This is a genomic window from Bacillus sp. FSL M8-0266, from assembly GCF_038613425.1.
Classification (GTDB): domain Bacteria; phylum Bacillota; class Bacilli; order Bacillales; family Bacillaceae; genus Bacillus; species Bacillus pumilus.
Genome location: NZ_CP152015.1, coordinates 3,652,774 through 3,678,778 on the forward strand (window position 1 = coordinate 3,652,774; position 26,005 = coordinate 3,678,778).

A 26,005-nucleotide genomic window follows, 5' to 3' on the forward strand; every position below is an offset into this window, starting at 1 on the left:
CTTTAGGTTGTTTGAATCTTTTCGATGTTTTGTTGTATTCGGTTGAGCACATCAGTGAGAAGCTTTCGTTCTTCGTCACTTACGTTTTCAAGCATTTCTGAGATAAATCGTTCTTTTTCTTTTTTAGAAGCTTCGATTCTTATTCTGCCTTCTTCTGTCAGACGAACAAGTGTGACTCGATTATCTTCTGGCTTTCTTCTGCGCGTGACCATTCCTTTTGTTTCTAACTGTTTTAAGTGACGCGTCACAGCCGCACTATCAATATTTACTTTTTTCTGCAAATCTGACTGGCTGATTTCGTCTGCTTGGAATAACAGTGATAGCAACTCTAGTCTTGATTGGCTGATGCCCGTGCATGCTTCGAACTTCACGCCCATCATACGGTTCACACACTGCAAACGGTATAATACCTCTGCTTCTTCAGAGCAAAATGCAGTCAATGCCATCCCCTCTTTTCTATTCAGATCAATTAGTTGATATATCAATCATTGACTCGTCAACTAATATACACCCATTATTTAATGATTGCAAGAGGTTTGTTTCATAAAGTGAAATTTTTTATCTCAATAGAAAAAGAAATGAACAAAAAAAGGACAAAAGCGGCGAAGCACTTTTGTCCTTTTTTCTTTATTCTGTGATCACAGTGTGAATGAGAGTTGGTGCATCGGCATGATCTGCGATGCGGATGTTGTCATAAATTTTCTCCACGACATTTGCAACGTCTTCACGATTTGCATGAAGTGTCACGAGTGAATCTCCTTTTTCAACACGATCGCCGACTTTTTTGTTCAGCATGATGCCGACAGATAGGTCGATCTCGTCCTCTTTTGTCGCACGTCCTGCTCCAAGAATCATCGCTGCAACACCGATCTCGTCTGCGACGATTTCAGCAACCACACCTGCTTCTTTTGCAGGAACGTCGATTTGGTAAGGGGCTTGCGGCAGTTTTTCTGGTTGATCTACAATCGAGCCGTCTCCACCTTGATTTTCTAAGAATTCTTTGAATTTCTCAAGTGCTTTGCCGTTTTTCATGACTTCAATTAGCTTTTCTCTTGCTTCATCAAGCGTTTCTGCTTTTTTCGCAAGAACGACCATTTGACTTCCTAAAGTGAGCACAAGCTCGTTTAAGTCTTCAGGGCCTTCGCCTTTAAGCGTATCAATCGCTTCTTTCACTTCAAGAGAATTTCCAATCGCTAATCCTAGCGGCTGAGACATATCAGAGATGACAGCCATCGTTTGTCTGCCAACGTTGTTTCCGATGCGGACCATGGCTTTTGCAAGCTTCTCAGAGTCTTCAGGTGTTTTCATGAAAGCACCTGCACCTGTTTTCACATCTAATACGATCGCATCTGCGCCAGCAGCAATTTTCTTACTCATAATAGAGCTTGCAATGAGCGGGATGGAGTTAACGGTTCCTGTCACATCACGTAGGGCATAAAGCTTTTTATCCGCTGGTGTCAGGTTGCCTGATTGACCAATGACCGCTACTTTATGACGGTTCACAAGCTCGATGAATTCGTCTTTTGTAATTTCTACGTGGAAGCCTTTTACCGCTTCAAGCTTGTCCACTGTACCGCCTGTATGTCCAAGGCCGCGGCCAGACATTTTCGCAACAGGTACATCAAGTGCAGCCACAAGAGGAGCGAGTACAAGCGTTGTTGTATCGCCTACACCGCCTGTTGAGTGCTTGTCTACTTTAATACCCTCAATGGCAGAGAGGTCAATCGTGTCTCCTGAGTTCGCCATAGCGAGCGTTAAGTCTGCACGTTCTTGATCCGTCATATCTTGGAAGAAAATCGCCATAGCCAAGGCACTTGCTTGGTAGTCAGGAATTGTTCCGTCCGTATATTCTTTGACAAAGAAAGAAATTTCCTCTGAAGATAATTCTTTTCCGTCACGTTTTTTTGCAATGATATCTACCATTCTCATTGTTTTCACCATTCCTTTTTTTAAATTAGTAAATCAAACCGACAATGCCTGCTGTTAAGAAGCTGACAAGTGTTGCACCAAATAGAAGCTTTAATCCAAAGCGTGCGACAACGTTCCCTTGTTTTTCGTTTAAGCCTTTGACTGCTCCAGCAATGATACCGATAGAAGAGAAGTTCGCAAATGATACAAGGAATACAGAAATGATCGCTTCTGTACGAGCACTGAAATGGAAAGCATCACCGGACAGGATTTGCATTGCCACAAATTCGTTGGATACCATTTTCGTTGCCATAATGCTTCCTGCTTGTACAGCTTCGCTCCAAGGTACACCAACAATGAAAGCAAATGGAGCAAACACATATCCAAGTACATCTTGGAAAGAAACACCGATGACAGCTGTAAAGATTCCATTAATCATCGCAATTAATGCAACGAAACCAATCAACATCGCAGCGACAACAATCGCTACTTTGAAACCATCCATAATATATTCGCCAAGCATTTCAAAGAAGGATTGCTTTTCTTCTTCTACAATTTCAATCATGTCTTCGTCCTCAGCCACTTCATAAGGATTGATGATAGACGCAATAATAAACCCACCAAATAGGTTCAACACGAGTGCTGTTACAACATACTCTGGTTTAATCATTTGCATGTATGCACCGACAATGGACATCGATACAGTTGACATCGCAGATGCACACAATGTATAAAGACGTTGCTTAGGTAGTAATCCGAGCTGTTTCTTAATGGAAATAAAGACTTCTGATTGACCTAAAATCGCAGACGCTACTGCGTTGTAGGATTCTAGTTTCCCCATTCCATTTACTTTACTAAGCAAATACCCGATTCCGCGTACGATAAGCGGGAGGATACGCCAATGCTGCAAGATACCGATCAATGCCGAAATAAAAACGATCGGCAGTAAAACGTTGATGAAGAAAGTTGACGCCTTATCATTCATTAACCCGCCAAATACGAAGTTGATTCCTTCACCGGCATAGCCTAGAAGCATTTGGAATCCTTTTGCAAAACCTCCGACTAGGAAGTTCCCAACACCTGTATTGAGCAGAATATAACCTAAAATAAATTGCAGTACAATCATGACAATTACTGGACGGAATTTTACTCGTTTTTTCCCGTTACTAGCCAGCCATGCAATGGCGAGAATCACCAGCAAACCGATGATACCAATCACGTATTTCATGTTTTTCCTCCTCGAATGAATTCGTTTACATTAATGCGATTGTATGGAACAAACCCTATTTCGTAAACAAAGTGCGGAAGAAATTCCCAAAAGTGAGATCCTTCCGCATATGACTTTTTCACCATTTATGAGTCACGAATGTTATCCTACCATAGGATCGTATGAATTAATAGTCTTTCGAAGGAGCTGATTGATCCCCTTTGATAATAGACACCCCTGCACTCGCACCAATACGGGTAGCGCCTGCAGCTAGCATTGCCTCAACATCTTCTTTTGTTCTCACTCCGCCTGATGCTTTCACACCGATGTCAGGTCCTACTGTTTTACGCATTAATGCGATGTCCTCAGCAGTTGCACCGCCTGTGCTAAATCCAGTCGATGTTTTCACAAAATCAGCGCCAGCTTTCACTGAAAGCTCACAAGCTTTGACTTTCTCTTCATCTGTGAGTAAGCACGCTTCAATAATGACTTTCACAAGTGCCTTCCCTTTTGCTTCGTCTACAACTGCACGAATATCTTGCTCAACTGCATCATATTCGCCGTCTTTCAGTGCCGCAATATTGATGACCGTATCCACTTCTGTTGCTCCGTTTTCAATCGCATTCTTTGTTTCGAATGCCTTGACCGCCGTTGTATTTGCGCCTAACGGGAAACCGATAACAGTACATACATCAACGCCTGTTCCTGCTAGTTCTTTCGCTGCAAGTGACACCCATGTTGGATTGACACAAACGGATGCAAATTGATGAGTCTTCGCTTCTTCAAGTAACTGCAAAATCGCAGCTTTAGTTGTATCTGGTTTTAGTGCTGTATGATCAATAAGGTTTGCTATCGTCATGCTTCACACTTCCTTTTAATTATGATACTTTCATCATATATGACCGATGAACATTTGTAAACACGGTTATGAAATTTTGTTCATTTATTTTGTGACATTTAAAAGAACTCTTGCTGTGTGCTGATCAATGATCAATACGTTCGCATATTTCCCTCTAAGTGCCCCGTGGATAGAAGCAACCTTGCGATGTCCGCCAGCAACAAGAATAGAGCGTTCTTTTGTTCTTAAATCATCAAGCTCCACACCGATTGTACGATTGTTAATCGCTTCACTGCAAATGCGTCCTTCTTGATCATAAAAGCGCGAACAGATGTCTCCGACACTGGATGCCTTAAGCAGTGCTTTTTCTTCTTCTCGGAAGTAACCAAGTCTAAACAAAAGGGCTTCATCTCTTACCGTTCCAACAGTGAACACAGCAATATTCGCCTGTTTGCCCATTTCAATGATGCGCTGAATATGTCTGTCCTGTTCGACCATCTCTTTAACAGCTGCACTATCAAACACAACAGGAAGCGGCAAATAGCGTGGTGCGGTTTGAAAGGCCTCAGCAAACAGCTGGATGGTTTCCGCAGAATACGTATTCACATGGGAGTGGCTAATCCCACCCTTCAGCTGGACAACCTCTACACCTTTGACCTGTTTAGGTTGCATCTTTTGAGCAATTTGATACATGGTGGTTCCCCAGCTCACACCAACAATATCACCGTCTTTCACTGTGTCTTGCAAGTACTCGGCACCAAATTGGCTCAAGTATTCGGTGATCGTTGGATAATCATCTTTGGGTGAAAACACCACATGGGCTTCGAGCAGGTCATATTTTTCTTTGAGCAATGAAGACAGCTCATTCAAGTCTTCAAACGGGTCCATTACCGTTATCTGGACGTACCCCTTCTCTTTCGCATATTGAAGCAGCCTAGATACAGTTGGTCTCGACAGGTCGAGCTGTTTGGCAATTTCCTGCTGGCTGTAATCCGATAAATAATACAGCCTTGCCGCTTCAATACTCAGTTGTTGTTTCTCCCGATCCATTCGTACGCCTCCTTTTTTCTTCTATCATAACAAATTGTTCAACTTATCATGCACAAATGTTCATTTGAAAAAAATCGTATAGGCGGCTTGAAAGGTCTCATTCTTCTCTAAAGTTTGAATACCGAACTTTTCCTTGTACTGCCCATTCGTCCCTTCAACATCAGCAATACCGTACCAAGGCTCAATACAAACAAAAGGGGCCATTGTGCCTTTTTCTTGATGATAAGGTGACCAAATGCCAACGAACGGAAAACCAGTGAGATCAACCTCAACCCCGTGACCTGCCTGAGACGTCAATGACACTCGATTGATATGACTAAAGATCATCGCATCATGCTGAAAAAGCTCTGGACGAAGCTGAATCGTTTCAAGCTGAATCCCTTTTTCTTTCTCCCTGATAAGTGAATTTTTTAGTTCATATTGGACAGGAAGATGCTCAGTAGACGGCGTCAATGTCAGGGTATAATCCGCTGTACGCTCTCCTTCAACAAGCGGAACTTGAAATGCGGGGTGACCTCCGATGGAGAAATACATCGTGTCATCTCCGGCATAATCAATTTCCCAGGAAATCGTCAGACCATTTTCCGACAGCTCGTATCGAATACGGGCGGTAAATTCATAGGGATACTGCTCGATGTGGCGGCCTTTTGATTCATATTGAAAGGTCACTGTATGTTTCGTTTCTTCATGTAAATCAAAATCAACATCACGCAAGAATCCATGCTGCGTGAGCTCATAGGTTTGATCATCTATCTTGTATTGGTCATTCTTTAATCGTCCAACAATCGGGAATAAGACAGGCGACACCCTGCCCCAGTATGCAGGATCGCCAGACCACATATATTGACGTCCACTTTCCTTGTGAAGCACCTCTCTGACCTCGGCACCTCTCTCATTGATCTGAATCAATAACTGATCATTTTCAATCGTTCTCATTTCACACATCCCCTTTCCATCTTCTTTTATTATGACAGGGATTTTGGTTTTGAGTATAAAAATAAGGCAGCCCTCCTGACCATCAATTCTTTCTTTATATAAAAATTTTAAAAAAAGACAGAAATTCGCCAACAAAATGTGATGCTGATTCGTCTAATCTTATATAAAATAAAAGAATCGTTGTTCTTTTGGAGTGACAACAAAAAAGAAGCGTTTTGACATAAATGGGGGATTCATTTTCATGAACAGCAAGGAGAATCGTTTACGTTATATATTAGGATTAGATGGGCTAAGAGCCGTTGCTGTATTGGCGGTCATTGCTTATCACTTACATATTGGACCTGCGAGCGGCGGGTTTCTTGGCGTTGATTTGTTTTTTGTGATCTCTGGTTACTTGATTACGACGATCTTGTTACATAAGCAGGATTTGGGTTATCAAGAGCTTTTACCATTTTGGATGGGCCGGATCAGAAGGCTTCTTCCAGCTGCTTACGTGATGATTTTCTTAACCGTCAGCTGGTGTGCGATTGCGGGTTCGAATGCACTATTGTCCATTCGCGGCGATGCCTTATCGTCCTTTTTTTATGTCAGTAACTGGTGGTACATTTTCCATCAGCTTTCTTATTTTGATAGCTTCAATGCTGTATCTCCACTGAAAAATTTGTGGTCTTTGGCGATAGAAGAGCAATTTTATATCATTTGGCCGGTACTATTGATTGCTGGGCTAAAATGGGTGAAAAATAGATCCCATCTGCCAATGATCACCTTTGGCCTTGCACTTGTCTCCGCCTTATGGATGGCAATTCTTTATTCACCAGATACGGACCCAAGCAGGGTTTATTATGGAACAGATACTCGTGCATTTGCGCTTCTGATTGGGTGCAGCCTAGCATTTGTATGGCCCATGCAAAGACTGTCCAGCAAAAAACTACTTCCTGTTGGCAGACGTATTTTACATATCGCTGGTTTTGGTTCCTTTGCGGTTTTTCTTCTATGTGTTTATGCAGTGGACGAATTTGACGGCTTTCTCTATCAAGGCGGCATGCTTTTATTCTGTCTTAATGCAGCGATTTTAATTGCATGCATCTGCCACCCTGCAAGCCTATTGGGAAAATGGCTCTCCTATCAGCCGCTCGTCTGGATTGGAAAGCGTTCTTATGGTATTTACCTGTGGCATTATCCCATCATCGTGCTGACCACCCCTGTCATTGAAATTGGACAGCCTTCTATGGGGCGTGTCGCATTGCAGATCATTGCCATTTTACTTATCGCAGAGGCCTCTTACCGCTTCATCGAACAGCCTATTCGCCGGCTTGGCTTCACACAATATTTTGCCTCTTGGTCTATTTGGAAAAAGGGATTCAAACAATGGTCTACGTCTCATAAAGTGTTCCTTGGAATCACTGCAGCTCTTTTAATCTTATTTACCATTGGCATGTCCAGTTCGTCCCATACGTCTCCACATGCCAAGGAAGTGACACAAATTAAGACGGCACCGAAAAAAGCAGGAGACTCTACGGAATCGAAAACGAAAAAAAAGAAAGAAAAACACGAGAAGAAAGCAGCAGATCAGAAGCAGTTCCACCAAATTCTTGCTATTGGTGATTCCGTCATGCTGGACATAGCACCGAATCTTGAAAAGGCATATGCACAAATCACCATCGATGCAAAGGTTGGCAGACAAATGAACGAAGCCGTCAGCATCGCTCCTCAGTATGCTTCATTTAATCAATCTGATGCCGCTGTTATCATTGAACTTGGCACGAATGGCTATTTTACTGAGGGCACATTGACAGCATTCATTCAGCAATTTTCAAAGGCGCACATTTTCCTTGTGAACACGAGAGTCCCAAGGTCTTGGGAAAGCGATGTGAATGCAGTCATTCAGCGAGTGGCCGATCAACATTCCAATGTGACCCTGGTCGATTGGCATTCAGCCGCTACCGGACAGCCATCTTATTTTCAGCCTGATGGTGTTCACCTTTCAACAAAAGGCTCTGATACATTGACACAGCTCATTACAGCAAGTATCAAGAAAAAAGGAGATGTGTCATCGTCATAAAAAAGAAGACAAAGTGCTAAAATAAACATCATTTTAGCACTTTGTCAACAATCTAAGACTAGCATCCTGCTAGTCTTCTTTTATGCCGTTAAAAGGCTGGCTTTCAGCGCTAACACACGCTTTTCCTTCGTTGTTTGATCCACCAACGCAAAATCACCATTCTCATATGCTAATGAAAATAATTGTTCGATATGAAACATACCTGTCTGAAACCGCCTGCCCAATAAAAGCAGTGCCGCAGCAGAGGCGACTTGAGCTGTTGCTTGAGACTCATCATGCCCTTTTATTCCAAGCGCTGCTTGATGAATCTTGTTCCCTTCCATTCCTGTCGCCTCCACTTTCACTGCATATTGATCTGTTCCCATTTGAGCAGATTGAATCATAGAAATGGCTCGTTCCTTGATTTTCGGCACAGTGAGAAGGGACGTCATTCCAAGGCTCCTTGTGAAGGCAAACGCCCGCGTTGCCGCGCGAGAATCAAAACAAAGCCTTGTTGTCACAGAAGGCACGCTGAGCGTCGAAGGCAATGTCTGCTGATCAGAGAAGGGGAACTGATAGGCTTGCCGCTTTCCAAGTTTCACACCAAAATCTATACGCTTGCCTCCAGTAAAGCTTTTGACTCTTTTACGCTGATGATGCTCAGTAACCACATAGTCAGTATGGACATTGTCAAGCGTCCATTCAATGGCGGCTTTTCCATGCTGATCACCCAATCCAAGCATAATCCCTATATCTATTTGTTTCACTGATGAGAGCATAGATACTGTTTTCGCTGCCAATAAATTCGTAAGGCCAGGCGCAAGCCCAACGCTGAGTAAAGCCGTTGCATCGATGTGCTGCTGATCCAGCTTTGCCACCTGCTCCATGTACGCCCCTTTCGCAGAGATATCGATATAATCAATACCTGACCGCAGAACTGTTTCAGCAAATGACGGGTCTTCTTGATCAAGGCACATGATCACCAGCTTTGTTTGATCCATCCAGTCCGAAAATAACGGCTCACTAACATCTAATTGATAGGGAAGAACTTTCCCTTTTGTCTGGCGTGAAAATTTCTCTGCCTTCTCATAGCTTCTGCCTGCCGCTACAATTTGCCCTGGATACACTTCGCTTAGCTGAAGACATATTTGTTGTCCAACATGTCCATAGCCGCCTATCACCATCACCTGTGATCTCATTTCTCATCCGCCTCTCTACGACCTCGCTTGCAAACAAGCCCCTTAATCATTCCTGCCTGAAAATAAGGTCTGATGTCTTCAAATCCTGCTTTGATTAAATGCTCTTTTATCTCTTCCTCGGGAACAGGGTGTGTCGCGCTCCCCAGCCTGTTTTTAAAGGACGTAAACACTTCTTTTTCTAGACCTTGCCGTTGCATGAAAAGAGAAAGCATGTGAAGCTCCTGTTGAAATGCTTGGGACTTCATCTCTCCATGTATAAATGCCAACATAAACGGCGCATCTGGTTGAAGCCTGCGGGCAATCTCTTCTAAAAAGAGCTGGCGCTTTTCTATAAAATGAATGACAAGCAAGCTCACCGCTGCATCGTAAACAGGTTCAGCAGAAACCTTATCTAATGAGGTCTCATGCCATGTGACACGCGACTCCATCTCAAGCTGTGTAACTCGCCGTTTCGCCATGTCCAGCATAGAAGGTGACGGATCGATCCCTGTGATGAGCCAGTCTTCTTTTCTTTGAAGCATGTTGATGATCTCTTCGCCCCCGCCCGCTCCAACAGTCAGGATGCGGGGAGCCGGTCCCATTAATTCAGTTTCTAATACGTCTATTGTCAACTCATGCAATAGCTGATAGCCGGGTACTTTATAGGCAATCGTCGCTGCATATGACTCAGCAACGGGATCGTGCCAATGCTGGTTTCCTTTCATGTCCTTCTCCTCCAGTTCCTTTCCGCTTTACATCGTTTCCTGTACACTAACGGTATGACATCTTTATTGTAAAAAGAGACACCAGAAAACACGATCCCTAAAAGTGGGGATTTTTGAGGAGGAGATCATGTGACCAATCCAGCCACTCATTTTCAGCAGCTGAGACAACACATTCGGGACGAGCTTGCTGCCGTCCTTGATTTTGATGCCGCCTGTATCACGACCATTGATCCAGCCACTCTCCTCTCGACAGGTTCCTTCACAGATGAACCGATTGAAGAAATTCATGACCAGCTGTTTCAAAATGAGTTCTTAAAAAAGGACGTGCATCAGCATGAGTCTCTAGCCAAAGGTCCTGTTCATGCTGCGAGCCTGGTCCAAAGCGGAGAATATCTCAACAGTGAGCGCTACCAAGACATTTTGTTACGTAAAGGATGGTCTGATGAATTGCGGGCAGCCCTTGTGATTCAAGGAGAATGCTGGGGTATTGCCAGCCTCTATCGTCTAAAGAACAAGGAACCTTTTCAAGAAAAAGATATCAGAGCAGTCATCGAACAAACGCCTAGACTCGCAGCCAAGCTGAGAGATGAACTTTTCAAGAAAAGAGATACTGGAGAGGACGCGGCGGCGGAGCAGCAAGGCTTCCTCATTCTCTCGCACGATTACAACCTTCTTTATGGAAATGAGACGGGTCTTCATTGGCTTCAGACGTTTCAAGCCTTTGAACAAATCCATGACAGGGCGATTATGCCGCGCCCGTTTAGAGCATTAGGGGCAAAACTTTTATACGGCGGCATCGACCAAACAGCGGCAAGCATGACGAGATTGCCTACGGGGCTGTTCCTCTCTCTTCAAGCATTTCGATTAGCGCAGGCAGCCGGTCAGGAAGAGGCTGTCATGATTCACATCAAGAGAGCCCAAACCAATGATATTCTTCCTTATGCGGCAAAAACATACAAGCTGACAGAAAGAGAGATGAACGTCCTCGACTGCCTATTAAAAGGACAGTCTACAAAGGAAATTGCCAGTACTTTATTTATTTCAACCCATACCGTCCATGATCATGTGAAGGCGATGCTGCAAAAGACAAATTTGAGCAGCAGACGGATGCTTGTTTACTTTTTCTCTCACATATAAAAAAAGCGGCTACCTCAGTGGTAGACCGCTTTTTGTTTATTTTCCTAAAACTAACTCATGCAGGACATGTGCTACTCCGGCTTCATTATTGGATTTTGTCACAACATCCGCTACTGCTTTGACATCATCAATGGCATTTCCCATGGCAACGCCGCAGTCCGCAAATTCCAGCATCGATACGTCGTTCCCATTGTCACCAATAGCCATGACCTCTTCACGAGCAATCCCCAGCTCTTTCGCTAGAAGCTTCACGGCATTCCCTTTGCTGACTTCAGGATGCAGGATCTCAAGGAAGAAATCTGTACTTTTCACCATCATGTACTTGTCTTTTACTTCAGATGGAATGGCTTGTATCGTCTTTTCCAAACGTTCTGGCTGATCAATATACATCATCTTCGGAAGTCTCATTGAAGGATCTGCCTCTTCAACAGGTAAATATTTAAGCGGCAGCTTTGTTAAATAAGATTCAAGTACTGTGTACTCACTAATATCACGATTCGGTGTGTACAAATGAGCGGAATCGAAATAATGCATCGGTGTATCGAGCTCACGGCTCAGCTTATATAAAGAAGTTAAATCCTCATAGGATAACGTCAGTTCTGACACTACTTCATTTGTGTGACTGTTTTGGACGAGTGCCCCATTGTAGGCAATCACATAATCTCCCTCTTGATTGAGCTGAAGATCATCTAAATAGCGATTCACTCCGCCAATAGGCCGTCCTGTACATAATACGATTTTAACACCCTCTGCTTTCGCCTGTTGAATGGCTTCAAACACCTCATCCGGCACCATATGTTGATCATTTAATAACGTACCATCCATATCAATTGCAACTAATTTATACATTCACTGGTCCCCTTTTCTCAGCAAAAAACGTGCTGCACTATTTTAGGCCATCATCTATATGATGACAGGTTATATCATTACTTTTTACCTATTTTAGCCTATCGTTTTTTCATCACGCTGTCTACTTGTTCTCACTGTAACAAAATTGTCATATGCCTTCTCTATTATATCGTATTCTATTTATCCTGCTTTAAATAGAGTTTCTGCCCTTTTCCAACGGGGAAATGATAACAAATGTTCACCACTGAATATTTTAAAACTAGCAAATCTAATTGTATGATGGATAGCAAAGAAAGGAGGTGCAGGAAATGCTTACGTTTACTAGAGGTAAATTGTCAAAAATGTCTGGTGTGCATATTGAAACCATTCGTTTTTATGAAAATGAGGGTGTGCTCCCCGAACCAAAGAGAGCACATAACGGCTATCGTTTATATGATAAAAAATATGTACTCATGCTATCCTTTATCACAGAAGCAAGAAAGCTAGATTTCTCACTCAAAGAAATTCGTGAAATTATTAAATCGCTATTTGAAAAACAATCAAAGACAGAAGCTGAACAGCTGCTTGAACAAAAAGTTGAGGATATTCAACACTCCATTCAAGAGTTAAAGAAGAGGAAAGCTGCCATTCAATTGTTAACAAAACAAACATTAGCAAACATCAGCTAATTGTAAGGGTTGCCAAAGATGTGCCAGTGTTTGCCACTGGCGCCCCTCTACGCCCAGGTCTCAAGTGCGCGTGCGATTCCAACATCAGTTATACTAGAGACAGCTTTACTTGATATCAAACGAGTGGAAGGGGTTTTGAATAGAATGAACATTGCAACCATTGGAACAGGTGTGATTGTGGAAAGCTTCTTGCAAGCGATTGAACAGCTTGACGGCGCTTCTTGTCATGCCGTCTATTCAAGAAAGGAAGCAACGGCAAAGAAGCTCGCAGACCAATTTGGTGTAAAAACGACTTATACAGATTTAACGGCTATGCTAGAAGATCCAAACATTGAAGCTGTTTATATTGCATCACCGAATCGATTACATAGCGAGCATGCGACGGCTGCATTAAGAAACGGAAAACATGTGATTTGCGAAAAGCCTTTCACCTCTAATGTCAAAGAGCTGGAAGCCTTAATCGCTCTCGCAAAGGAAAAGCAGCTTCTCCTCTTTGAAGCCATTACGACCGTTCATATGCCAAACTATCATTTAATCAAAAAGCACCTTCATCAATTAGGTAAAATCAAACTGGTTCAATGCAACTATAGTCAATATTCAAGCAAATATAATCAGCTGCTAGCCGGCGAAACGCCAAATGTCTTTAACCCTGAATTTTCAGGAGGAGCATTGATGGATATTAATATTTATAATGTCCATTTCATCATGAATCTCTTCGGATCACCGGAGCAGGTTCGCTACCAGGCAAACCGTCACCTAAATGGCATCGATACATCTGGTGTTTTGACTTTCACCTACAATGATTTCATTGCGACAAGTGTCGGCAGTAAGGATACAAGCAGCATGAATTTTGCATTGATTCAAGGAGAAAAGGGCTTCATTCATGTGAAAAATGGAGCGAATGGCTGCGAGGAAGTGCTGCTTCACGTGAATGACCAGGTGATATCACTCAATGCACAAACAAATTCAAACCGCCTATTTTATGAAGCAGAGGCTTTTCAACACATCATTGAAACAAATAATCATGAACAGTGCTATGCATGGCTCGATGAAAGTCTCTCCGTCATGAAAGTCCTTGATGCTGCAAGAAATGATGCAGGTATTGTTTTCCCAGCAGATCAATTTTAATGATAAAAACCGCCTTCTACACGAGAGGGCGGTTTCTGACAATTAAATACTCTTTGAATACGCCACAAGACGCTGAGACATGTGATTCACTTCATCGACTGCAGCATTTACTTGCTCTGTTAAAGCAGCCTGTGTTTGCGTAAGAGCTGTCATATTCGAGATATTTTCAAGAATTTCATCAATTTGCGTTTTCATTTCCGTCAAGCTAGATTCGATATTCTCCGTTGCATTGGCACTATGAAGCGCCAGCTTACGCACTTCATCTGCAACGACCGAGAATCCTCGTCCCTGCTCACCAGCTCTGGCCGCTTCGATCGCAGCATTCAAACCAAGTAGGTTCGTTTGGTTCGCCACTTCTTTGATCAAGTCAGAAATGTTTTTCGTCTCATCTGCACTGTTTTTCGCTAGATTTGCGGCAGACGTTGACTTCTCTTGAGCTACAGCAAGTTCCTGTGCTTGGTTTGTAACAGAGCTAATGCCCGATACCATCTCACTAATAGAACTTGAAAGCTGTTCTACCTGAGAAGCCATTTCATTGGCTGTTTTCTCTTTATTTTTTTCTAACGTGATATCACGAATGGTTCCTGCAACACGAAGAGGTACACCCTTCTCATCACGAATGGTTTCACCACCCGCATGATACCAACGATAATCGCCATTTTTACTCTGCAATCTATAATCAATGTCAAATGGCGTGCGCCCAGAGTGGTCATTTAAATGATCCGCAAAGGCTTGCAAAGCCATTTCTTGATCCTCAGGATGCAAACGATCGCTCCAGCTGCTCAAAACGTTCGGGAAATCTTTTTCATCTGTGAAGCCAAGCGTTTTTCTAAACTGTGGAGACCACCAGAATTCGTTGTGTGGATTAACTGAATCGCCAGCCTCTACGACCATATCCCAAGGAGCTTCCACAAGCGCACGGTTGATCAAATCATATCTCGTCACGAATGCTTGCAGTTCTTCTTCTTTCAATTTCTGATCATGAATATCAAAAAGAGCTCCCGCCACACGAAGAGGGACACCATTTCGATCACGAATGGTCGTGCCAGTTGCTTTGAACCAGCGATAATCTCCGTTTTTCAATTTCAAGCGATATTCGATATCATATGGTGTACGTCCCGAATGATCCAATAAATGCGAAGAGAATGCATTTAAGGTATATTCTTGTTCATCTGGATGGATTCGAGATGCCCAGCTGTCTAAAACATTTGGAAAATCGTGCTCATTTTGAAAGCCGAGCATTTTGCGGAAATCATCCGTCCATGTGAATTCATTTTTTGGATTGACCGGATCTCCAGCGATAACGACCATATCCCATAAACCAACTTGAATGGCTTTTGTCACCAAATTCATCCGCATTTGAATATCTTCATTTACTTCCTGCATCTTTTGCAAAGCTTCATTTATTTGGGCTACTGCTTCAATCGTTTGACTTGAAGAGAATGCAGCAGTATCTATTCGTGCTGAAAGGTCTCCCTTGTCAATTCGTTCTACTAATCGACTGCTTTCCTTTAAAAGGGTTCCCGCTGACGAATCATTTGCTTTTCTCATAAACATCTTTCATAACTCCTTTCATTCCTTCATGCTTTTTTGAAATATTTTACAGTTATAAACAATTCTTTATTAGGACTTTAGTAATACAAAAGATATATCGACAAAAACTGAAAATTGTTTATGTCAGAATGAAGGCAAATGTTCATTTTTTCACGAAATTTCAGATTTTGGGGATGGGTCATGGAAAGGATTTATGGAAGAAAACGGCTCATTTGATAGAATCAACCGCCGTTTTTGTCTGAAAAATCTCTTTTTTTATATTGACACTGACGTCGCGAAAAAAGAAAATGGAACATAAGCATTTTTAAAAAAGGAGAACGTCATGAGCGCGAATCAGGAACAACAAGAATTAAAAAAGCTTTTATCACCGCGTCACATTCGCATGATTGCATTGGGCGGGGTCATTGGTACAGGAATCTTTAAAGGAAGTGCCGATACAATCGGTTTAGCAGGTCCTGGGGTCATCTTTTCCTATGTATTTGCCGGATTATTATTGCTCATCGTGATGGCAGCCTTAGCTGAAATGGCGATTGTCTATCCGGGAAATAACCTTCGCGACCTGATACAGATTGCGCTTGGTCAACGTTTTTCATTTGTTGTCGGCTGGGTTTACTGTTTCATGTGGCTCACTGTGTGTGTCATCGAGATTATTGCGGCAGGCAGCCTGCTTCAATACTGGTTACCGAACGTGCCGCTATGGTCACTATGTTTACTCTGCTCACTCTTAGTCATCGGAATTAACTTAAATAATGTAAAATACTTTGGTGAAATTGAGTTTTGGTTCGCTGGAATGAAGATTTTCGTTATTATTGTGTTTATTATTCTTGGTGCAGCCCTATTATTTGGGATCATTCCGAACGAACAAAGCACATCTGCACTCACCAACTATCAAAACTTCGTCCCGAACGGATGGGGTGCGATCTTTGCCTCTTTATTAGTTGTTATTTTCTCTTACGGGGGCTCTGAATTGATCGGGCTGACCATTACAGAAACAAAGGATGCCGAAAAGGTCTTGCCTGGTGTTGTTAAAAGTATGATGTGGCGTATTATCTTATTTTACACTTTGCCGATTTTGATCATCTGTGGACTCATTCCTTGGAATCAAATTGATCCAAATAACAGCCCATTTGTTCAAGTCTTTTCAGCAGCCGGTATGCAAGGCGCCTCTCACTTCATTAATTTCGTATTGATTACAGCCGTTCTATCGGCGGCCAATTCTGGCATTTATGGAACGACGAGAATGATGCATTCTCTCTCTAAATCAGATGGCGGTCCGAAAAAACTGGCACAGGTCAATAAAAGAGGCGTACCCATTTTGAGTTTATGGGTGACCGTTCTGTTTCTTCTCATCGGAACATTCTTTGCTTACTTATATCCAGAGCAAATCTTCAGTTATATGCTGGCTATTCCTGGTTTTGCTGTTTCACTCATTTGGATTAGCATTTGCATGGCACATCTGAAACTTCGCCCGAAATATCCACAGGAGCCGTATTTCAAGGTGTGGCTGTTTCCGTATTTGACTTTATTTGCAGGTCTTGTACTAAGTGTGAGTTTTGTGATGTTTCTATTCAGACAAGAAAACTTGCCTAGCTCAATTATCAGCATTGGTTTCTTAATCGCAGCCATCATTGCTTCATTCTTAATGAAAAAGAAGGCTTAAACGCTAAAATGTTCTTTATTTTAGCCCTTTTTCTTCTTTTCAGCGTGATAGAAAACCTTTGCAGCCCTAGGAAGGGCGAGTACTGGCGCGGAGCGAATTTGACATTCGTGAGCACCAGCACGCAGGACTGACACCGAATGCGAGGGTTTGTCTACACGCTGTAAAACCCGCCATTGAGGCGGGTTTTTTTCATGAGCTGCTGTCTTCTGTCACTTCAAAATCAATCGACGCTTTCGGGATGCCGTTGATGATGATTGTTAATGTATGGATTCCTTCATAGTGTTTTCTTGTCGTCATATTTTGAAAAGACTGCGTCCTGACGAATTCTCTATGTAACGCTGAGCCTGTTTCAAACTCTGTGATTTTAAATACCTTTTGATTGCGGGTCCCCCGAGCTTTGACGTAGTCTATGGCATACTCTACACGCAGCTTTAGCGGCTTATCGGCTTGAAGAGTAAAATGAAAAGTCATTTTCTCACCGATCCGAATAGGGTCTTGTACGATCTTCAAATCCGTTATTTGAACGGATGGATCGTCACCATAACCAAACAACGCCATAATATCTGGATCTCCTTTTTTGAGTAAAGTACGGGATGCATGTTTGACAATCCAGTTCGTATGTTTGTTGGTTCCATACCAGTTTTGAACCGTCTGCTTCATCAGGTCTGGCTGTATTGCAGAGATATCATTTAGATGATTCGCTACACTTTTTTGCACATACCGCGACGGGTCTGCCTTCAAGTTTTCCAAAATGGGCAGCGTGACCGAAGGATTCTTTTTAAGTGAAGGAACAGATAAGCCCCATGGCAGACGCGGTCTACAGCCTTCACTAGCCAGCCTCCGTATGTGCTCATTTTGATCCTGAGACCATACGAGCATTCGCGCCAGCATTTTGTCTTGATCTTGAATCAAAAATGGCCGAACGGCAAATTCTGAAGTGGAAAAGGATGTGAAGAATTCGAGCGCCTTGATCGAGAGGTCCCAGTGTGCAAGGCCGTACGTCTCGACGTAGTCTGGAAATACGAGCGCACTAAGCCCTGAAAAATGCGGGGCTGCCTGACGCAGTACCTCAATTGCCTGCTCATAATCCTCTGGTAGACAGGCATGCATCGATTCAGTGACTCGTCTCATCCGCCCTTTTAACTCAAGCTGCTGCCAATCCTCTTGAAATACGAGCCGCTTGAATGGCTCAACATCAAATACAGTTGAAGACTGTGCAAGTTTCTCTGCTAATTCTTTTATAAATAATTCATTGTACACATGTTTTAATGGTTCGATCGTGTCCACCTCCCACATTTCAATATCATTATTTTACCCCAATCTGAAAAAAGTGGTATTAAAAACAGCCCGACTCAAAAGAATCAGACTGCTTGTTCGCTATATAAACATATTAATGATCATAATAAATGCAATCGCACTAACGGAAATGATCGTCTCCATAGCCGTCCATGTCAAAAACGTCTCTTTAATGGTCATACCAAAATACTCCTTGATCAGCCAAAAACCAGAGTCATTGACGTGAGATAAAATTAATGAACCCGCTCCTGTTGCTAACACAAGCAGCTCCCTGCTCACATCCGGCATTGTTGCAGCAATTGGGGCTACAATACCTGCTGCCGTCATCATGGATACCGTCGCAGATCCTGTTGCCACACGAATCACCGCAGCAATCAGCCAGCTAAGCAAAATCGGTGAAATCGGCGAGTGTTTGGCTACATCTGCAATATAATCACCAACACCCGAATCAATGAGCACATTATTGAAAGCTCCGCCTGCTCCAATGACTAGCAAGATGGAAGCGATTGGACCTAAGCACTCGTTGCTAAATGAAAGCACCCGGTCACGGCTCATCCCTTGCATAAAGCCAAGGCTGAAGAAAGAATAAACCGTTGCAATCAGCAGTGCTGTAATTGGATCTCCGATGTACTTGAATACCTGGAACCACATATTGTCCTCTGGTAAGATAATGTCCGCCAGTGTGGCAAGAAGCATCAGAATCACCGGCACCAATATGGTAAACATCGTATTCGCAAAGCCGGGTAGCCTTCGATCTTCATTTCGTTCAGTGAATTGCTTTCTCAGCATCTCCGGAACTGGTTTATGTATCCGTTTTCCAATCCACTTTCCATACAACGGTCCAGCAATAATCGCTGTTGGCAATCCCACAATAATAGAGAAGAAAATGGTTTTCCCCACGTTGGCATGATAGATGCCAACGGCTGCCATTGCCGCTGGATGAGGCGGGACTAGCCCATGCACGACAGACAGGCCAGCGATTAACGAGAGCCCAATGGTTACGAGCGAGATGCCTGTTTCAATGGCAATTGTAAAAAGTAAAGGAATGAGAAGAACGAAACCGACCTGGAAAAAGACAGGTATCCCCACGATAAAAGCAACAAACATCATTGCCCAATGCACATTCTTCGTCCCAAACCGGCCGATTAAAGTTTGAGCTATCCGCTCTGCTCCCCCTGATTCAGCCATCATTTTCCCAAGCATGGTACCAAGCGCTAGAACAATGGCCAGCAATGATAACGTATTGCCTAATCCCGTTTTAATCGATTGAATGATTTCCTGCAAATCCATCCCCGTCGCAAAGCCCACTAGCATCGAAGTAATAATTAAGCTCACAAATGGATTCAACTTAGCGACTGTAATGAGAATGAGTAAAAGGACAATCGCCGCAATCACGATGAATAAAAGCATGTTCTCCCACCTTTTCCCTGATGTTTAACGATTTTGTTTTAATTGCAGCGCACTAATGACATCAAATTCATCCTTCAGTTTGTCATAGAGGCGCTCATATAAATAAAACAGCTCTATGTAAGTTTCATTGTTCTTCATATTAGGTTCATGACGAGCAGAGATTCGAATCCACTCTTGAACTTCTTCTACTTCTTCCATATGACCTAAACTATAAAGTGCAAGGACAGCCGCCCCAAGTGCTGACGCCTCGTAGCTTTCTGGAACAAGCACTTCTCTACCCATCGTATCCGCTAAAATTTGCCGCCACAGGGGAGATCGTGCAAATCCGCCCGAAGCTCTGACATCCTTTGCTGAACCGGTTAAATCCCTTAAGGCAACACCGATCGAGAAAACACTCATAATGACGCCTTCTAACACCGCTCTAATAAAATGCTCCCGCTTATGCTGAAGACCGATGCCAAAGAAGGTGCCTCTCGCATTTGGATTCCAATAAGGTGCCCGCTCACCTGATAAAAATGGCAGAAACAGCAAACCCTCAGAACCAGCTGGAACCTTTTCCGCGATATCCATCATCAGATCGTAAGGGTCCACACCTAGACGCTTTGCTACCTCCACCTCAGACGACCCGAATTCATCCTTCAGCCATCTCAGCATGATCCCGCCATTATTGGTCGGTCCTCCTACAACCCAATGCTTATCTGTCAGGGCATAGCAGAACGTTCTTGATTGCTCATCTGTAATTGGTTTGTCTACAACCGTACGGACCGCACCGCTTGTCCCAATCGTAACAGCCACCTCTCCTTGACCAATCGCGCCCACACCTAAATTCGCTAGAACGCCATCATTCGCACCAATGACAAATGGTGTATCTTCTTTAATGCCCATGCGCAATGCAATCTCTGGCTGAAGTCCTCTCAGTTGATACGTCGTTGGGACAAGTTCAGATAGTTGACTGGCTTCAATTCCAGCAATACAAAGCGCCTTCTCATCCCATTGAAGCGCTTCCAAATGGAACAGCCCCGTTGCTGAAGCGATTGAATAATCGACGACATACTGACCGAAGAAATGATAAAGAATATATTCTTTGATCGAAATATATTTTGCTGCCTTCTTGAAGACATCCGGTGCCATTTCTTTCATCCAACGTATTTTTGAAAGCGGTGACATTGGATGGATCGGTGTACCTGTCCTTTTATAAATGTGGAAGCCATCCATATTTGATTTGATTCGTTTCGCTTGTTCTGCACTTCTGTTATCTGCCCAAATGATACTGTTCGTTAGCGCCTTTCCATCCTGATCCATCACAATTAAGGAATGCATCGCTGTACTTATCCCGATGCCTATAAGATTTTCTTCATCAAATGCTGCTTTCGTCAATGCACCTCTTACACTCGCAATGACGGCTTCTAATATCTTTTCAGGATCCTGCTCAACCCATGCTGGCTGGGGCTGAATGAGCTCATAAGGAACTGAATGCTTCGCTAATACCTTCCCCTGAGGTCCAAACAGAACCGTCTTTGTACTTGTTGTTCCAATATCCAAACCAATTACCGCCTGGTTTCCCTTCATCTGTATCACGCCCAATCATTGATTTGAAGTCACATATGTAGTTTTTGAATTGCCTGTTAAATCCCATTATAAAAATAATTTTTTCGACATTCAACGACCGAAAAGAAAATAATTTTCACTAAAAAGCTCACAAACGTTACCACATCAGCATTTTTCATTATCAGAAAAATTTATTTTCGGAATCATCACACCCTTTTTTGTGAAATGGTTTCTCGCATTTGCTTTAAATTTGTTATTGTTTCCTGCTGCCTTAAGTGAGCAAGAGCAAAATATAGAACGTCAATGACCGTCAGCTGAGCAAGTCTTGCGGACATCGCTTCTGTTCTAAAAGCCGTTTCTTGTGTCGCAGTATACAACGTGACATCTGCAAGCTGACTCAATGGTGAGCGCTGATAGCTTGTAATACCGATGGTTTTTGCCCCTTTTCCCTTTGCTGTTTTCATCGCATCGAGCAAATCTTTATTTCGTCCAGAATGAGAGATACCGATCACTGTACTGTGCTGATCAAGAAGACCAGCAGACATCGCTTGAAAGTGAGAATCTGTGTGAACAATACAGTTGATGCCTGTCCTCATAAATTTATGAAAAGCGTCAGTCGCAATGAGGCCAGACCCACCACTTCCATAAAACTCTAAGCGTTTTGCTTCATGAATGATTTGTATGGCCTTTTCTACATCCTCTGGATTCAACAATTGAAAGCTATCCTTTAAAGCGGATATATTCGTCTGAAAAACCTTTTGCATAAAAATAGCCATATCATCATCAAGACTCATTTCTTCATCTACATAATTAGGCTTTGTTTGGTCTATTTCCTGGGCAATAGCAATCTTCAAATCTTGAAAGCCCTCAAATCCAAGCCTTTTACAAAGACGAAAAATCGTTGCCTCTGAGCTTGCAGTTTTTTTCGCAAGCTCGACAATAGACAAATGGATGATGTCGCGGGGCTCACTCGTAATATGCTCTGCAATTGCTTTCAGCTTTGGCGGCAATCCTCTGCTTGCTGCACGTATTTTTTCAATACTACTTAAACTAACAGAAGCCAATTGACTTCACTCCTCCCTTATTCATGTGAACGCATACATTTCCTCATGTTCCCATCTTATAAAAAAGAAGCCTGTTTGCACAGACTTCTTTTTTAAGCATTCATTGTTTTGATCAATAAATCAAAGAAAGCGTCAGCATCTACATCCATACACACTTGAACGTTGCGCTCTTTCTCCCATTGATGCTGAAAATCACAGATCATCTGTCCATCACAAAACTCACTCTTCGTCTCGACGTCCACATGAAAAGCCTGTGTGCTCACGAGCTGCTTGTCAATGGCAAGACTTACAGCAAGCGGATCATGCATGGCACACGCCCACACACCATTTCGCTCAAAATAGCGCTGACGGTAAATACTTGTACTCTCTCTAATATAATGGGCCAACGTTTCATTCTGAATCGCATCAATTCTTTCATCCGTAAGCAAGACCTGTCTCGTGACATCTAATCCTACTTGAGTCAATGAAGGGAACCCTGCATCCAGCACTAACTTCGCCGCTTCTGGGTCTGCATATGTATTAAATTCCGCAACCGGCGTGACATTCCCCTGACCCTGCACGACACCACCCATAAAAATGACTTCTTTCACATGATGAATCAGCTCAGGACACTTTTTCACTGCAAGGGCTAAATTCGTTAAAGGTCCTGTCAACACAAGCGTAACCTGCTTCGAATACTGCATCACTTGGTCGATGATAAAATCAGACGCAAAACCAGCATCTGCGGTCTTCTTAGGCTCGACATCCTTTAAAGCGCCGCCAATCCCATCCTCTCCGTGCACCCGATGTTCATAATGGGGCGCTCTTAAAAGAGGAGTTGCTGAACCTTTGATGACAGGAATATTATCTGCCTCAACCAGCTCAAGCACTTTACACGTATTCAATGTAGCCGCATCGACAGACACATTCCCACATACCGTTGTAATCCCCAACATATCAAACTGCTGACTTTTCACCGCCAGCAAAATCCCAATCGCATCATCGATTCCAGTATCTACGTCCAAGATCAATTTCTTTTTATTTGCCATGATTGAAATCTCTCCCTTATTTGAAAGTGTTGTTAGGGGAATGATAGCATATACCTTTTCAACGATTTGGAGATAATCAGAAGTTGAACACTTGTAATTACTCCTTTTCTCCGATGTCTTTGAGATACTGTTCGCGTTCTTTTTTTGGAAGACTTTTCAGGAAATTTTCTTTTAATTCCGGTTCATCTTTATATTTTTCCCAGTCCCTGAATCGAATTGATAACTCGTATGAATAACTCATTGAACCTATCTTTTTAGACCTATATTGTAGGGATGCTGAAAAATTGTACTTTACCGGCTCATCATTCACATACCCGTCAATAACAATATCCCCCATGGGATTAATAGTTACATCTTTTTCGAACGTAATAGATTTTATAAAGTTGTGAATGTCCATTTTATGTAAATCTTCTTCGATTTTTGGTTTCATCTTCTCTGCAAACTCTTCTGCTTTTTCTTGATCGCTTTTTTCTTGCACTACATCATCTGACAGACTCTGATTAATGTACTGTACAATGAACGCAGTTACTGAGATGATAACGACCACAATTATGATAGAAAACTTCATTGTATTTCTCATAAAAAGCAAAAACTCCTTAATGAACTTTTAATCAATCTATCTATGAAATTGGCAAAAATAAAAACAGGTAGGTGAGTACCTGCTTTACTCTTTTTCTCCAATATCCTTAAGATACTGTTCACGTTCTTTTTTAGAAAGGCTATTCAAAAAATCTTCTTTCACTTGTGGATCAAAATCAGCCCAATTCTCGAAACGGTCTGATAAATCAGATGAGATGCTCATAGAACCGACTTCATTAGATCTATATTCTAATGATGCAGAAAACTCAAACCTTTCTGGCTCGCCATTCACATATCCCCTCACTCTTATATATCCCATCGGATTAATGGTTACTCCTTTTTTAAAAGATATAGTTTCGATAAAATTATGAATATCCATTTTATGCAAACGTTTTTCTATTTTCGGCTTCATTTTCTCTGCGAATTCTTCTGCCTTCTGTTGTTCACTTTTTTCTTTTTCTTGCACGATGACCTTTCCTCCAGATTCATTTGTTTGAGATTGCTTACCGTTTAAAAGAAACAGTGTAACTGAAATAATGGTAATAAGGGCAATAAAAATAATCGTAATTTTGATTTTATTCTTCATATAAAATATCTTCCACCTTTTGAAAGTTAACATTCATCTTTAAATTACTTAATTATTAAACTTATAATAGATATTTATTTCTCTCTATAATATAATATTTATGATAAAAATTACAGGAGTGTAAAAATTGCCCACTATAAAATCAATTAATCGACTTAGCGATAAAGATTATAATGATATATCGTCAGAGTCTTATGATATTTCTAATTATACATATCCGAAAGATATACGCTTAAAAAGCGGTAAAACCATGTATGTCATTGACCATATAGAAACAAAAAAAGGACTTAACGCACTAACCCTTGTCTCAAGAGAGGATTATCGTATTTCAAACAAAGGCAAAGACCTCACCAAAATCAAAAACGCAGTCATCGCCTACCGTGGCTCTGAACCGATTGCCGCTGGCCAATATAAAGATACCATTAAAAAACATGGAAAAAAGAGTCAGATGATCTTCTTTCTACCATTTTGACAAAGCTGCCTCCTTTTCGTCAGTCACAGACGTCAAAGCAAGTCACGACGAAGGTGGCGACAGGGACAACGACCTATACAAATGAGATTGTGCAAGATTGGCTGATATCAGATACAAAGTATTTAATTAAAAATATTCCCTTTGAAAATGGCGCAGAGAATCAAATGGTTCAAGCGGATCGGTATGCGAAAGAAATACATAAGAAAATGCCAAATGCCAAGATGTATGTGACAGGGCATTCACTTGGCGGATCGAATGCGTCTTATGTTCTTGTCAAAAATGATTTTATTAAAGGCGGGGTCACCTTTGAGAATCCGAATATTTACCCCAATCTATCGGATGGCCTCCAAGCCAAAGCATTAAAAGGTGATTACCACAGTAGATTAACAGAATATATCAATCTCAATGACGGGCTTTCTCTTTTAAATCGACATACGACAGAAATCGGTCGTGTGAAAGTGATGTATGATGCCGCTTTACCTGAAGGCGTCGATTACTCCGAGGATCCCTCCAAAGCCGTCCAATTTATGAAAAATCTCCTCAATCGGGCAATGAGTGTGAATCCTTCACTGGATGCGAATTTATTCCTTGAAGCCCTTGCTGGCAGCCATGGCTTAGATCGGTATGCCTTTTCATCAGATGGCTCCGTTGAAACCATTGATGATATGTTGAGAAAAAACCCTTCTCTCACTGCCGCCATGTTACATCAATTGAGTCAGTCGAATGTTCACCCGCAAAGTGTGGTGGCGATTTTAATCAAGTCGCATGTTCTCATGAACACAGGTCGTAAATTCTCGACATATGCCGAGCACCATATACAGCAAATCATTCGCAAAATCGAGAAACTCGATGACAAAGTGGATCAATCGGTAGAACGAGTTCGTTCGAGATACAAACAAATTGTCGGTTTTGGTTCGTATGACCAGCTGACGGCATCAGATGTGGATGCTGTAATTCGCCACTTAAAAACAGAGGGACTTGAGAATGAGTTCTATTCCGTCAAAGAGTATGATACAGCGATTGATAGCGCGATGAATATAAAAAGGTGGCTGGACTCAATATCAGATGATATGAGCCAGCTAGGGAAAGAATACCATGATGCAGATACAGCCCTGGCAAAGAATATGGGCATTTCTTAAGGAG

The 26,005-nt window shown here is 42.3% G+C and carries 22 protein-coding genes and 1 pseudogene; 6 read left to right on the top strand and 17 right to left on the bottom strand.

All coding sequences use genetic code 11. From position 1 onward, the window contains the following. Nucleotides 1-2: 2 nt before the first annotated feature. The 6 genes from MKY83_RS18855 to MKY83_RS18880 form a co-directional block, all read right to left on the bottom strand. On the bottom strand, nucleotides 3-446 hold the full coding sequence (locus tag MKY83_RS18855; protein WP_044140342.1) for a MarR family transcriptional regulator: 444 nt from the start codon (nucleotides 444-446) through the stop codon (nucleotides 3-5). A gap of 181 nt (nucleotides 447-627) precedes the next feature. Then, a complete protein-coding gene (locus MKY83_RS18860) occupies nucleotides 628-1,929 on the bottom strand; it encodes a pyrimidine-nucleoside phosphorylase (protein ID WP_106065954.1) in 1,302 nt (433 codons plus the stop codon). 25 nt (nucleotides 1,930-1,954) lie between these two features. Then, entirely contained in the window at nucleotides 1,955-3,136 is a 1,182-nt protein-coding gene (locus tag MKY83_RS18865) for a NupC/NupG family nucleoside CNT transporter (RefSeq protein WP_340913571.1), read from the bottom strand. Between the two features lie 166 nt (nucleotides 3,137-3,302). Beyond that, nucleotides 3,303-3,974: a deoxyribose-phosphate aldolase gene (gene deoC / locus MKY83_RS18870; protein ID WP_044140345.1), complete on the bottom strand. Its 672-nt coding sequence runs from the start codon at nucleotides 3,972-3,974 to the stop codon at nucleotides 3,303-3,305. 84 nt (nucleotides 3,975-4,058) lie between these two features. Then, nucleotides 4,059-5,003, bottom strand: a complete 945-nt coding sequence (locus MKY83_RS18875) for a sugar-binding transcriptional regulator (RefSeq protein WP_113767912.1) — start codon at nucleotides 5,001-5,003, stop codon at nucleotides 4,059-4,061. Nucleotides 5,004-5,063: 60 nt separating this feature from the next. Next, on the bottom strand, nucleotides 5,064-5,939 hold the full coding sequence (locus tag MKY83_RS18880) for an aldose 1-epimerase family protein (RefSeq protein WP_126741004.1): 876 nt from the start codon (nucleotides 5,937-5,939) through the stop codon (nucleotides 5,064-5,066). A gap of 241 nt (nucleotides 5,940-6,180) precedes the next feature. Here MKY83_RS18880 and MKY83_RS18885 point away from each other — a divergent pair, with 241 nt between their 5' ends. Further along, nucleotides 6,181-8,001 (top strand): acyltransferase family protein, encoded by a 1,821-nt coding sequence (locus MKY83_RS18885; RefSeq protein WP_065099226.1) that lies wholly within the window; start codon nucleotides 6,181-6,183, stop codon nucleotides 7,999-8,001. An 80-nt stretch (nucleotides 8,002-8,081) separates the two neighbouring features. Here MKY83_RS18885 and MKY83_RS18890 read toward each other — a convergent pair whose 3' ends face one another. After that, complete coding sequence (locus MKY83_RS18890; RefSeq protein ID WP_342487569.1) at nucleotides 8,082-9,179, bottom strand: saccharopine dehydrogenase NADP-binding domain-containing protein; 1,098 nt, start codon at nucleotides 9,177-9,179, stop codon at nucleotides 8,082-8,084. Beyond that, nucleotides 9,176-9,883, bottom strand: coding sequence for a class I SAM-dependent methyltransferase (locus MKY83_RS18895; RefSeq protein ID WP_342487570.1), 708 nt, complete (start codon nucleotides 9,881-9,883; stop codon nucleotides 9,176-9,178). Before MKY83_RS18895 ends, MKY83_RS18890 begins: the two co-directional genes overlap by 4 nt. Nucleotides 9,884-10,012: 129 nt before the next feature. On the opposite strand from MKY83_RS18895, the gene MKY83_RS18900 reads away from it, so the two are divergent. Beyond that, the gene (locus MKY83_RS18900; protein WP_342487571.1) at nucleotides 10,013-11,020 is read left to right on the top strand and encodes a helix-turn-helix transcriptional regulator; all 1,008 of its coding nucleotides are present in this window, start codon (nucleotides 10,013-10,015) and stop codon (nucleotides 11,018-11,020) included. Between the two features lie 36 nt (nucleotides 11,021-11,056). On the opposite strand, the gene yidA is transcribed toward MKY83_RS18900, so the two are convergent. Further along, on the bottom strand, nucleotides 11,057-11,869 hold the full coding sequence (gene yidA, locus MKY83_RS18905; protein ID WP_342490538.1) for a sugar-phosphatase: 813 nt from the start codon (nucleotides 11,867-11,869) through the stop codon (nucleotides 11,057-11,059). 308 nt (nucleotides 11,870-12,177) lie between these two features. On the opposite strand from yidA, the gene MKY83_RS18910 reads away from it, so the two are divergent. Together MKY83_RS18910 and MKY83_RS18915 are read left to right on the top strand one after the other, a co-directional pair. After that, complete coding sequence (locus MKY83_RS18910) at nucleotides 12,178-12,537, top strand: MerR family transcriptional regulator (protein WP_003215283.1); 360 nt, start codon at nucleotides 12,178-12,180, stop codon at nucleotides 12,535-12,537. 144 nt (nucleotides 12,538-12,681) lie between these two features. Next, the gene (locus MKY83_RS18915; RefSeq protein ID WP_185108219.1) at nucleotides 12,682-13,665 is read left to right on the top strand and encodes a Gfo/Idh/MocA family oxidoreductase; all 984 of its coding nucleotides are present in this window, start codon (nucleotides 12,682-12,684) and stop codon (nucleotides 13,663-13,665) included. Between the two features lie 42 nt (nucleotides 13,666-13,707). On the opposite strand, the gene MKY83_RS18920 is transcribed toward MKY83_RS18915, so the two are convergent. Continuing rightward, entirely contained in the window at nucleotides 13,708-15,222 is a 1,515-nt protein-coding gene (locus MKY83_RS18920; RefSeq protein WP_044140354.1) for a PAS domain-containing protein, read from the bottom strand. 319 nt (nucleotides 15,223-15,541) lie between these two features. Between MKY83_RS18920 and MKY83_RS18925 the strand changes: the two genes are divergently transcribed. Further along, a complete protein-coding gene (locus MKY83_RS18925; RefSeq protein WP_012011793.1) occupies nucleotides 15,542-16,879 on the top strand; it encodes an amino acid permease in 1,338 nt (445 codons plus the stop codon). Nucleotides 16,880-17,068: 189 nt separating this feature from the next. Here MKY83_RS18925 and MKY83_RS18930 read toward each other — a convergent pair whose 3' ends face one another. The 7 genes from MKY83_RS18930 to MKY83_RS18960 form a co-directional block, all read right to left on the bottom strand. Then, nucleotides 17,069-18,175, bottom strand: a complete 1,107-nt coding sequence (locus MKY83_RS18930; RefSeq protein ID WP_126741007.1) for a DNA alkylation repair protein — start codon at nucleotides 18,173-18,175, stop codon at nucleotides 17,069-17,071. Nucleotides 18,176-18,256: 81 nt separating this feature from the next. Then, nucleotides 18,257-19,585, bottom strand: a complete 1,329-nt coding sequence (locus MKY83_RS18935; protein ID WP_113767919.1) for a GntP family permease — start codon at nucleotides 19,583-19,585, stop codon at nucleotides 18,257-18,259. A gap of 24 nt (nucleotides 19,586-19,609) precedes the next feature. Then, the gene (gene gntK / locus MKY83_RS18940; RefSeq protein ID WP_342487572.1) at nucleotides 19,610-21,154 is read right to left on the bottom strand and encodes a gluconokinase; all 1,545 of its coding nucleotides are present in this window, start codon (nucleotides 21,152-21,154) and stop codon (nucleotides 19,610-19,612) included. Between the two features lie 185 nt (nucleotides 21,155-21,339). After that, the gene (locus MKY83_RS18945; RefSeq protein WP_106029422.1) at nucleotides 21,340-22,197 is read right to left on the bottom strand and encodes a MurR/RpiR family transcriptional regulator; all 858 of its coding nucleotides are present in this window, start codon (nucleotides 22,195-22,197) and stop codon (nucleotides 21,340-21,342) included. A 92-nt stretch (nucleotides 22,198-22,289) separates the two neighbouring features. Further along, entirely contained in the window at nucleotides 22,290-23,225 is a 936-nt protein-coding gene (locus MKY83_RS18950) for a nucleoside hydrolase (RefSeq protein ID WP_342487574.1), read from the bottom strand. 97 nt (nucleotides 23,226-23,322) lie between these two features. Then, nucleotides 23,323-23,805: a DUF1433 domain-containing protein gene (locus MKY83_RS18955; RefSeq protein WP_341029854.1), complete on the bottom strand. Its 483-nt coding sequence runs from the start codon at nucleotides 23,803-23,805 to the stop codon at nucleotides 23,323-23,325. A gap of 84 nt (nucleotides 23,806-23,889) precedes the next feature. Further along, on the bottom strand, nucleotides 23,890-24,390 hold the full coding sequence (locus MKY83_RS18960; RefSeq protein WP_065099216.1) for a DUF1433 domain-containing protein: 501 nt from the start codon (nucleotides 24,388-24,390) through the stop codon (nucleotides 23,890-23,892). Between the two features lie 127 nt (nucleotides 24,391-24,517). Between MKY83_RS18960 and MKY83_RS18965 the strand changes: the two are divergent. Beyond that, nucleotides 24,518-26,001 (top strand): annotated as a pseudogene (locus MKY83_RS18965) (lipase). Nucleotides 26,002-26,005: the final 4 nt, after the last annotated feature.